Annotated in this window: 10 protein-coding genes, 1 tRNA gene and 2 rRNA genes; all 13 read left to right on the top strand. The window is 42.5% G+C overall.

From position 1 onward, the window contains the following. A 23S ribosomal RNA gene (locus G414_RS0106770) occupies positions 1-122 on the top strand; the annotation flags it as partial. An 85-nt stretch (positions 123-207) separates the two neighbouring features. Continuing rightward, positions 208-324: ribosomal RNA gene (gene rrf / locus G414_RS0106765) — 5S ribosomal RNA — on the top strand. 84 nt (positions 325-408) lie between these two features. After that, positions 409-699, top strand: a complete 291-nt coding sequence (locus G414_RS07655) for a hypothetical protein (RefSeq protein ID WP_051125806.1) — start codon at positions 409-411, stop codon at positions 697-699. After that, positions 648-1673 carry a helicase-related protein gene (locus G414_RS07435; RefSeq protein WP_162138068.1) on the top strand — a complete coding sequence of 342 codons (1026 nt, stop codon included), beginning with the start codon at positions 648-650 and terminating at the stop codon, positions 1671-1673. The genes G414_RS07655 and G414_RS07435 overlap by 52 nt, the downstream gene beginning before the upstream one ends. Further along, on the top strand, positions 1673-2350 hold the full coding sequence (locus G414_RS07430; protein WP_022792060.1) for a ComF family protein: 678 nt from the start codon (positions 1673-1675) through the stop codon (positions 2348-2350). Before G414_RS07435 ends, G414_RS07430 begins: the two co-directional genes overlap by 1 nt. A 97-nt stretch (positions 2351-2447) precedes the next feature. Continuing rightward, positions 2448-3002 carry a ribosome hibernation-promoting factor, HPF/YfiA family gene (hpf, locus tag G414_RS0106750; protein ID WP_027694591.1) on the top strand — a complete coding sequence of 185 codons (555 nt, stop codon included), beginning with the start codon at positions 2448-2450 and terminating at the stop codon, positions 3000-3002. A gap of 106 nt (positions 3003-3108) precedes the next feature. Continuing rightward, positions 3109-5787 (top strand): calcium-translocating P-type ATPase, PMCA-type, encoded by a 2679-nt coding sequence (locus tag G414_RS0106745; protein WP_022792058.1) that lies wholly within the window; start codon positions 3109-3111, stop codon positions 5785-5787. 133 nt (positions 5788-5920) lie between these two features. Then, complete coding sequence (locus G414_RS0106740) at positions 5921-8092, top strand: Tex family protein (protein ID WP_022792057.1); 2172 nt, start codon at positions 5921-5923, stop codon at positions 8090-8092. Between the two features lie 129 nt (positions 8093-8221). Next, a tRNA-Leu gene (locus G414_RS0106735) sits at positions 8222-8305 on the top strand. Positions 8306-8661: 356 nt separating this feature from the next. Then, positions 8662-9180: a DUF805 domain-containing protein gene (locus tag G414_RS07545; protein WP_022792056.1), complete on the top strand. Its 519-nt coding sequence runs from the start codon at positions 8662-8664 to the stop codon at positions 9178-9180. A 167-nt stretch (positions 9181-9347) separates the two neighbouring features. Continuing rightward, complete coding sequence (locus G414_RS0106725) at positions 9348-9617, top strand: hypothetical protein (protein ID WP_022792055.1); 270 nt, start codon at positions 9348-9350, stop codon at positions 9615-9617. Positions 9618-9949: 332 nt separating this feature from the next. Further along, complete coding sequence (locus G414_RS0106720) at positions 9950-10384, top strand: GNAT family N-acetyltransferase (protein ID WP_022792054.1); 435 nt, start codon at positions 9950-9952, stop codon at positions 10382-10384. Further along, positions 10381-10884 (top strand): GNAT family N-acetyltransferase, encoded by a 504-nt coding sequence (locus G414_RS0106715; RefSeq protein ID WP_027694589.1) that lies wholly within the window; start codon positions 10381-10383, stop codon positions 10882-10884. The genes G414_RS0106720 and G414_RS0106715 overlap by 4 nt, the downstream gene beginning before the upstream one ends. Positions 10885-10898 lie beyond the last annotated feature (14 nt).

Genomic DNA, 10898 nt, shown 5'->3' with positions numbered 1-10898 from the left:
ATGAGATTTCCCATTCAGAAATGAAGTAAGACCCCTCAGAGATGATGAGGTAGATAGGCTAGAAGTGGAAGCGTGGTGACACGTGAAGCGGACTAGTACTAATGGTTCGAGGACTTAACCAAGTTGAACAAACGGTGTAAAGGCACAAGGATAAATGAAGGCAAAAGCAAGCAATAAGATTCAGTTTTGAGAGACGTAAGTCTCACGTGTTGTGATGATGGCATTGAGGTCACACCTGTTCCCATACCGAACACAGAAGTTAAGCTCAATCGCGCCGAAAGTAGTTGGGGGATCGCTCCCTGCGAGGATAGGGCGTCGCAACGCAAGCTAAAAGGGTCACCTACTGGGTGACCCTTTTTTTTGTATAAAATCCTTTATATTGCTTTATTGTTAGTAGGAGGATGATAGGTGAAAAAGCAAATAAGTCCAGACTTGCTATATGGGCGGCAATTAGTGGTGAATAAAAATTATCCAGAGTATGATTTGCCAGCGCAAGTAAAACGGGAAGAAGCAATTTTACAAGGAAGCTGTCAGCGGTGTGGTCAAAAAATTCCTCAATGGGCTTATTTACCAACTGGTACATACTGTTGGTCCTGTCATATGTTAGGACGTTTAACAAGCAACGATCAATTAGTAACCCTAGCGGAGTGCAATCAATTTACCGTAACAGAGAATTTTTTAGATGGGAAGGCTGTTTAACGCCACGTCAAAATAAAGTAGCTCAACAACTTAAATTAGGTGTACAGACTGGAAAGCCATATTTAATTCATGCTGTAACTGGTGCCGGAAAAACAGAAATGTTGTATCCAACCATTGTATGGGCAGTTGAGCAACACTATCGGATTGGAATCGTGGCACCAAGAATTGACGTTGTTGAAGAATTAGGTTGGCGCATTGAGCGAGATTTTTTAATTGAGCAGATAAGGTTGCATGGACAAACAACAGAGTCATACGGTTATACGCAAATTGTTATTTCTACGGTACAGCAGTTACTTCGGTTTTATCAGGCATTTGACTTGCTAATTGTGGATGAATTTGATGCTTATCCTCTAGTAGACAATCCAGTGCTGTTATATGCTATTCAGCGTGCGGTAAAGGTAACCGGCAGTTTAGTTTATTTAACGGCGACGCTACCTAAGCGGCTAGCACCGGGGATTCAGCTACTGACATTGAACAAACGTTTTCATGGTGGAAAATTACCATTGCTTGAGGTTCAGTTTTGTTGGAATTGGCGACGGTATTTACCTAGCCATTTAAAGCGGCAACTACAAATACTTGATGCTAAGCAACAAGTATTAATTTTTGTGCCTAGGGTCAATGATTTAGACCCATTAGCGGAGAAATTACGTGCTTACAGTAAAGGTAGAGTAGAGACGATTCACGCTCAAGCTAAGAACCGACAAGCTGTTATTAAAGCGTTTAAGACCGGTGATATTCAATTATTAGTGACGACATCACTATTGGAACGTGGAGTGACCTTTCCAAAAATTGATGTGGCCATTATGGGAGCCGAGGAAGCCCTCTACACGAAGGCTATGTTGATACAAATAGCAGGACGTTGTGGTCGCAGCGTTGGGCGTAAAGATGGGCATGTATGGACATATATTCAGACGCAGACCATTAAAATCAAACAGGTGAATCGAGAGCTAAGGACATTAAATGAGGAAGAGTAATGTTATGTGATCTCTGTCAACAAGACACAGTAACAGAGTTGGAACAGTTAAAGTATCAATTGACTTTTCAGTATCGAATTGATAAGATTTGCCGGTCGTGTCAAGGAAAATTTAGTCTAATTGAAGGAAATACCTGTCGTGGCTGTGGCCGTTCATTAGCAAAACAGGAATTATGTGCCGATTGTTTACAATGGCGACGGCAAGCGGGGTGCATAGTACAGTCACAGGCTATTTATCACTATGACGAACAAATGGCAGCTTTTTTCGCTGCTTATAAGTTTCAAAGTGGTTATCATTTGCGCTATACCTTTACTAAGGCCATTAGACAGCGACTACGCTTGATACGGTACGATACGTTGGTGCCAATACCGGTCAGTGCAGGCACGCTTAATCGTCGTGGTTTTGACCATGTACAAGGATTGTTTACTGGTATGCGGCTCTGTCCATTGTTATTATGTCGCCAGCCATCTAAAACCAGCTTGGTGCAGCAAGGGCGGGAGGCGCGTTTAAAAACCAGGCAACCGTTTATTATAAATTCAGCAAGTAGGCTGGATAAGGGCCAGCGCATTTGTGTTGTTGATGATGTGTATACAACTGGACGAACGATGCGTCATGCTATGCTATGTTTGAAAGAGGCAGGTTACCGGGTAGTCCAAGGTTTAACGCTAGCACGTTAACTTAGTAATGAAAGGCTTTTCATTTTAGTTTTATCAGGGGATAAGGTATAATGAGAATAGTCAGAGGCGACTAATATAAAGATAGGAGACTTTGCTTATGTTAGACTATCAAGTACGCGGTTTGAATTTTGAAGTGACGGACGCTATTCAACAATATGTTGAAAAGCGGCTTTCACGGTTTGAGCGTTATCTTAATGATGATGGGTCTTACGTTGCTCGGGTTAAGGTCAGTGCCTTGAAGGGAAAGCGTTTCAAGGCGGAAGTGACCATCCAGTTACCTTATTTGGTTTTGAGAGCTGAAGATACAGAAGATGATCTGTACCAGGCAATCGACTTTGTGACGGCTAAGTTAGAACGGCAGGCACGTAAGTATAAGACCCGGGTCAACCGGAAGTCACGTGAACAAGGGTATAAGGGCTTACCAGTCTTTGACATTGATGAAGAGTTGATGACGGATACAGAGGAAAGTGAACCAGAGATTGTTCGTAAGAAGACGGTTTCACTAAAACCCATGGATCCGCAAGAAGCAGTTTTGCAAATGGAACTCTTAGAGCATGACTTCTTTATCTTTATTAATGCAGAAACGGATGCACCAGCAGTAGTATACAAACGTCGTGATGGCAAGTATGCTTTGCTAGATGCCGATGACTAAAACTAATATAGGTGAATAGTGAAGTCCATTGTCGATTATAAGTGGTCGCAATGGACTTCTTTTGATAGGAAGCTAATTTTGGATAGGAATTAGGATGGTGGGATAAATGGGAAAAGAAGAGCAACCAGTGTATGAGCAGTCAATCGAAGAGGTGGTGGCCAGTTTAGGGACGAGTCTAGAAGATGGGCTTGATCCAGATGTGGCTGCCAAACGATTAGCAGCGAATGGGCCAAATCAATTAACTGGACAAAAGCAATCAACATTATTAGAAAAGTTTTTTGATCAATTCAAGGATTTAATGATAGTGGTCTTGTTGGTAGCCGCCCTGATTTCGGTCTTTGTTGGTGAAGGGGCCGATGCTTTAATTATCTTGGCGGTCGTGATTTTAAATGCTGTTTTTGGTGTCTTTCAGGAAGCAAAAGCAGAAGAAGCCATTGCATCTTTACAAAAAATGTCAGCCCCAAATGCTAATGTGCGTCGTGATGGACAAGTAATGACCATTCCGGCCGCTCAAATTGTGATTGGCGATATTGTCTTATTGGAAGCGGGTGATGTCGTGCCTGCCGATATGCGATTGATCGAATCAGCGTCCCTCCAAGTTGAGGAATCGGCTTTGACGGGTGAATCATTGCCAGTCAATAAAGACACTGCTCCTTTAGAAAAAGGGGATTTACCATTAGGGGATCGTGTAAATATGGCCTACATGAATGCTAATGTGACGCATGGTCGTGGTGGTGGAGTCGTAGTAGCTACAGGGATGCAAACTGAAGTTGGTAAGATAGCGGGGATGCTGGATACGGCTAAAACTACGAAAACGCCGCTTCAAGAAAGCCTGAATCAATTAAGTAAGGCCTTAACAGGACTGATTTTACTTATTGCAGTGGTTATCTTTGTCGTTGGAATGTTACGCTCGACGGGAACCGGATCGTTTAGTCATCGGTTGGTTGACATGCTACTAACTGCAATTTCATTGGCTGTAGCGGCAATTCCTGAAGGACTACCAGCCATAGTGACGGTGACCCTTGCATTGGGAACAACACGTTTAGCTAAACGCCATGCCCTTATGCGAAAACTACCAGCGGTTGAAACACTGGGCGCAACCCAGATTATTGGGTCCGATAAGACTGGAACGTTGACCCAAAATAAGATGACGGTCGAAAAGTATTACGTAGATCAACAACTTGTTCCTGCTAGTCAGCCACTGACGGGGACAGGATTGATTCTAGGTGATATTATGCTCTTGAATAATGATAGTCAGATAAAGGCGGATGGAGAAAAACTTGGGGATCCAACGGAAACTGCGCTAATTACATTTAATGAAACACAAGGGCGCGATATCCAGCAAATTTTGGCTGATAACCCACGTTTGGCAGAAGTTCCATTTGATTCCGAACGTAAGTTAATGTCAACGGTTCATAAATGGCAGGACCAATATGTGGTTACAGTAAAAGGGGCCCCGGATGAGCTTTTAGAGCGGGCTAGTAAAGTAATTGTTAAGGGGCAAGAAGAACCATTAACCGCTAAACTTAAGTCCGAGATTTTACAAGTAAATGAGGATATGGCCAAGCAAGCCTTACGTGTTTTGGCCTTTGCCTATCGCAAAGTGCCTACGCTGCCACAGGAGTTAACTTCTGCTGTGGTTGAACAAGACTTAACTTTTGTTGGTTTAATTGGAATGATTGATCCTGAACGGGCTGGAGTTGCACAAGCCGTAGCGGAAGCGAAAACAGCCGGTATACGAACGCTCATGATTACCGGTGATCATAAGGTAACGGCTGAAGCAATTGCCAGGCGACTGGGAATTTTAGATAATCGGCAGGGTGCAGAGGCCATTATTACTGGGGCCGAACTAGATGCCTTATCTGATGAAACGTATCATAATCAAGTCGAGCAATATTCTGTTTATGCTCGCGTGGCACCAGAGCATAAGGTACGAATTGTACGCGCATGGCAGGATAAAAATAAGGTCGTTGCTATGACGGGTGATGGGGTGAATGATGCACCAGCTCTTAAAACAGCGGATATCGGGATTGCCATGGGCATAACCGGTACCGAGGTGTCAAAGGGGGCATCAGATATGATTTTGGCCGATGATAATTTTGCTACCATTGTGAATGCAGTTGATGAGGGACGTAAAGTCTTTTCAAATATCCAAAAGGCCATTCAATATCTATTATCAGCTAATCTGGGTGAAGTTTTAGCGCTCTTTATGATGACAATTTTAGGTTGGAATATCTTAGCACCCGTTCAGATTCTATGGATTAATTTGGTTACAGATACTTTCCCAGCGATTGCTTTAGGGGTGGAACCGGGTGAGCCTGGTATTATGAAGCAAAAGCCTCGCGGACGGTCAAGTAGCTTTATGGCTGGGGGATTAGGAACAGCTATCGTGTACCAAGGGCTACTTGAAGGTGGGATAACCTTGCTTGTCTATTGGTTGGCTTTGACATTCCCAGAACATGCAGGTAGTGCGGCCATTCATGCAGATGCTTTAACGATGGCCTTTGCCACGCTGGGATTGATTCAACTATTCCATGCCTTTAATTCAAAGAGTATTCACCAATCACTCTTTACCATCCACCCCTTTAGGAACAAATTATTTAACTTAAGTATTGTAGCTTCGGCTACTTTGTTGGCAATTACAATCTTAGTTCCCGCCTTTAATGGTGTTTTCCATGTAACTAATTTAGACATGCATCAGTGGATGATTGTCTTAATTGCATCCTTCTCAATCATTCCGATTGTTGAAGTAATTAAGTGGATTCAACGGCAAATGATAAAGTAACATGATTTGTTTTTAGCAAAACAGTTCGTTAGTTAACAACGGGCTGTTTTTTTATGCCCCCATTTACCGATGACTTAAGAAAGATACTGTATAATAAGACAAGATAGAATGAAAAAAGAAGGGTTGTGTAACAGTGACAGAAGAAGTAAATGAAATTGTCAGTCAAGTAGCTCAGGAACTATCACTACCGAGCCATAAGGTATCAGCAGTCGATGAACTATTAACTGCAGGCAATACAGTGCCCTTTATTGCACGTTATCGAAAAGAAGCAACGGGAAATCTGGATGAAGTACAAATTCGTGACATTCAAGCTAGTACAAAAAAACTAAAGGAGCTTTTGGCCCGAAAGGAAACGGTCGAAAGGGCAGTTAGGGAACAGGGTGCTTGGACAAAGAGTCTTGCTAAGCAGATTAAGGCTGCCGCAACCATGCAGGCAGTGGAAGATTTGTATTTGCCATATAAACAAAAACGCAGAACGAAGGCGACGTTGGCCAAAGAAGCAGGGCTAATGCCATTGGCCCAGTTGGTGCAACGGTTTCCTAGCGATGAAGAATTAGAACAAGTAGCCAAGACCTATGTAAAGCCTGATCAGGGCTTAGCAACTGTTGATGATGTCTGGCAGGGAGTCCATGAGATTTTTGCCGAGGTAATTGGAGAAAATGCAGGCCTTCGAGATTGGGTGCGCCGGTTTACTCGTAAAAATGGTAGTTTAGTTTCAAAAATGAAGCGTAATGCGAAGGATAAAGATCCACAGGGCACCTATGCTTTGTACACTGATTTTTCAATGCCGTTAGTGAAGGTGGCCAACCATCAAATTTTGGCAACTAATCGTGGGGAAAAAGCCGGTGTCTTATCAGTTAGTATTCAAGCGGACCAAGCAGCTATTGAGCGCTTTTTGACCTTTAGACTAATTGGGCAACATAGTGGTCAAGCAGCAGCTATTTTAACTAAGGCAGCCCAAGATGCTTACAAGCGTTTTATTGGTCCAGCTATTGAAAGAGAATTGCGGAAAGAATTGTTTGAACGGGCAGCGCAAGATGCCGTTAAGATATTTGGGCAAAATCTCTATCATTTATTGATGGCTGCCCCATTGCGAGGCCAGGTGGTCTTAGGTTTTGATCCAGGAATTCGGACTGGTTCAAAGTTGGCGGTTGTTGACGAAAATGGGAAATTCTTGGCTAAAGCAGTGATATATCCGCATAAGGCAGCTAAGTATGATCCTAAAGGGGCCCGTAAAACACTTATTAAGTTGGTTAAAGATTACCAGGTTAATTTAATCGCAGTTGGTAATGGGACGGCTAGTCGTGAATCACAACAGTTTTTGGCTGATATTATCCAGCACGATGTACCAGGGGTAAAGTATGCGGTAGTCAATGAAGCTGGTGCATCGGTGTATTCTGCCAGTGATTTAGCCCGTGAAGAATTTCCTGATTTGCATGTTGAAGAACGTTCCGCAATTTCAATTGCCCGGCGCTTGCAAGATCCAATGGCAGAATTAATTAAAATTGATCCGCAAGCAGTGGGTGTTGGTCAGTATCAACATGATTTGCCAACGAAAGAGTTAAGTCAGGAAGTCGATGCAGTTCTAGAAACGGCGGTCAATCAAGTGGGGGTTAATTTAAACACCGCCTCGCCCCAATTATTGATGCATATTGCTGGCTTAACAAAGACCACTGCTCAGAATATTGTCCATTACCGGGATGAGAATGGTCCCTTTATGTTAAGGACAGCCTTGAAAAAAGTTCCTAAGTTAGGGCCAAAAGCGTTTGAACAAGCGGCTGGTTTCTTACGTATTCCACAAGGTAAGAATGTGCTGGACAATAGTGATATCCATCCCGAATCTTATGCAGCAGCAGAGAAATTATTAGCTTTAGCTCAGGTAAAACCAGGTCCTGATGCGGCGGATGTATTGGTCCAATATGAGCAGCCTGCAATTGCTGAACAATTGGGGGTTGGGATGCCAACACTGCATGATATAATTCAGTCACTTAGCAACCCTGGTCGTGATTCACGCGATAGTGCAACTGGGGCGGTGTTACGATCTGATGTACTTACCCTAAAGGACTTGCATCCAGGTATGCAGTTACAGGGAACGGTGCGCAATGTAGTTGATTTTGGTGCCTTTGTTGATATTGGTGTGCATGAAGATGGATTAGTGCACATATCTCGTTTAGCTAAGCGACGGATTACAAACGCTCATGACGTTGTAGCTGTGGGTGACATTGTGACGGTTTGGGTAGTTGAAGTTGATGAAAAACGCCAACGGATTGGTCTTTCAATGATTGAGCCTAGTGAGGAAGTATAGGTGATACTTAAGGAAGATCATGGAGTTTACGTAGCCTATAATCAGCTCAAAGTTGATTAAGTGGGACTTGCTTCTTGTGATTTAATTTGGTAGAATTGTGTTTGCTGATGTGAATTAGCAAGCAGCAATGCGGTCGTGGCGGAATTGGTAGACGCGCAGGACTAAGGATCCTGTGGTAGCGATACCGTGCGGGTTCGATTCCCGCCGACCGCATTTTTTTGTGGCTAAATTTTTGGGGAATTCATTCCCCACTTAAATTAAAAGGGACATCCCCAGCTAGGGGATGTCCCTTTTAGCATGTCGGCTAACTAAAGGATAATTATAGGCAGAAGGTATTGATAGCCTTTTGCCTATGTTTAGAAACTAAAAAGGGCATTAGCCAGTGCACCTTACGTCGTTAAAGTAATTGTAGCGAATTATGATTGACCTTTTAGCGATTGTTTGAAACAATGATAGTGATTAAGGTAACATATGAAACGAATATAGGAATCTTGTATGACTTAGTTAGGTAAATGATCTTCGTGATAATAGACAAAAGCCTGGCTGCCAGGCTTTGAGAGGGAACGCATATGAGAATTGAAGAAATTGGCTATACACCATTTTGGTTGGCAATAAGGGATTTTTGGTTAGGTTTTGTCGATTTTAAGGGCCGGTCTACTCGTTCAGGTTATGTTTGGGGCTTATTGGGAAGTTGGTTTCTAATGAGTATCCCCTTAATATTCTTTTATTTTGGCCACCTAAGTTCAAAGCAATCCAATATACTATTAGTTTCAATTGGCCTATTGCTAGCCTTGATTATGGCGCCAGTCTTAATTTTGCCAACATTGGCCATAACGATTAGGCGGATGCGGGATACAGGCCTTGCTAAGATGGGTATTTTTATGGTCTTGGGCTTTTATTTAATCGTCTATCTTGGCTTAGTTTGGATGGGAAGTGAATATCAGACGAAGGCAGCTGGTTGGGTAACTAGTATAGAGTGGCTGTTATCTTTGACGGTCATGGGATTATTAGCCCTATTACCTTCATGTGTTTTCTCAAGGTTTAGTCAGGCAGTGGGGGTCGGTCACTTGTTTCATAATGTTAGTTAGTCGGTCGATTTAGATATGTTTGTCTTGCTAAAATGGATTTTAACTAGGGCCCTGTGGCGTTTTGTTAGTCAGAACTTGATTTAGCTATTAAGTCGTCTGCAGGGAAATTTGTTGGTGAGTGATGACGCCCATGGTGTCTATGTGTGTTATGCGTTTGGAGAGAATGAATGCTTAGGAAAATAGAAATTGCTCTTGAATTAGGTGTGATTGTTATTATATTAAGTAATATGTTTTTCCCATTAACAGGAACTGGGGGAAAATTAGATGCAGTTGGTAGTTTGATAATTATCTTAGGCTTAATAGCGAGCCAGCTTGCCCTTAGACAGGATAAAAAGCAAGCAGGCTATGGCCCTGTTAACTGGCGGCTCGTTACAATTATACTTTTGGTGCTAGCCATTACGTTAACCCTGGTAGCCCGGATAGTAGCTTTCTTTTAAGTTCTACTTTTGTTGGTTAAGTGGATAGTGAAGAAGGAATTTAAGTTAGTCTTTTTGGAGGGCCAAAACGATAGTCTATTGAAAACCCTTATGCTGGCAATTTATTGGCATATGCAAGATTAAGGTGAGTTGTTACCTGTTTAGTAAAGCTAATTGCTTATTTTTGAGCTACCATCCCAACCAATACATTTACTAAATAAAATGAGCCATTTAACAGAAAGGTTAAATGGCTTTTTTGTCAGTTCTGGTGACGTAGTCTAATTTTGTTATATACAATCGACTTAGCAAAATGATAAAATTCTAATACTTACCAGACTAGGGAGGACAAGAAGATGGCGAAATTGCATATTGTGCATGAAAAAGGACGGGGTGAAGTAGCAAATGACGCCTTAAAAATTCGTGACCAGGTGTTTATCGAGGAACAAGGAATCGTACCAGATTGTGAGCATGATGGGTTAGATGATCAGCGGGTACATTATGTTGGCTATCTTGATGAACAGCCAGTGACAACGGCCCGGCTAGCATGTGAAGCAGGTGGTTTGCACATTGAGCGGGTAGCAACGATTAAAGCGATGCGCGGTCAGGGCCTAGCTAAGGAGTTAATTATCTGTATTATGAAAGATGCTAAGGATTCGGATGTGAAACATGTTGAATTAGCAGCCCAGATTTCTGCAAAAACCTTTTACGAACGATTAGGCTTCAAGGCCGTTGGTCAATATTTTTTGGATGCAGGCATAGAGCACATTAGAATGGAGTATGACGGATGACTGAGGTACTTATACGAGCGGTCCAGTTAGTTGATAGGCATAAGGTTTTAAAGTTGAAAATGACCTTGGATCAGGAAAGCTCTTTTATGCTCCTATCACCAGGTGAACGACCAAATAATGTCAAAATTATAGAAGATGAATTAGCAGGCGCCATCCAAGCACACGATTGTTATTTGGTGGTTGAATCTGCTGGTCAGCTAGTAGGATACTTACATGCGCGACGAGGTAGCTATCTAAAGAATCGGCATAGTGCTTATATTGTGGTTGGCTTATTAAAAAGTATTCAAGGACGGGGAATTGGAACTCAACTTTTTGGTCAATTGGATCAATGGGCGCAGGAACATGAGGTAAGGCGCTTAGAGTTGACCGTGATGGAAACGAATGAGGCAGCTAAACATCTTTACGCAAAAATGGGGTTTGTTGTTGAAGGAATCAGGCGGCAGGCCATTAAAACGACTGAGGGTTATGAGAATGAAGTGTATATGGCTAAGTATTATTAATCGCTCATTGGTCT

Origin of the sequence: Weissella halotolerans DSM 20190 (assembly GCF_000420365.1) — a bacterium.
GTDB classification, from domain to species: Bacteria; Bacillota; Bacilli; order Lactobacillales; family Lactobacillaceae; genus Weissella; species Weissella halotolerans.
Note: the sequence above shows the minus strand (reverse complement) of the source record. Positions and strands in the feature narration are given on the sequence as shown.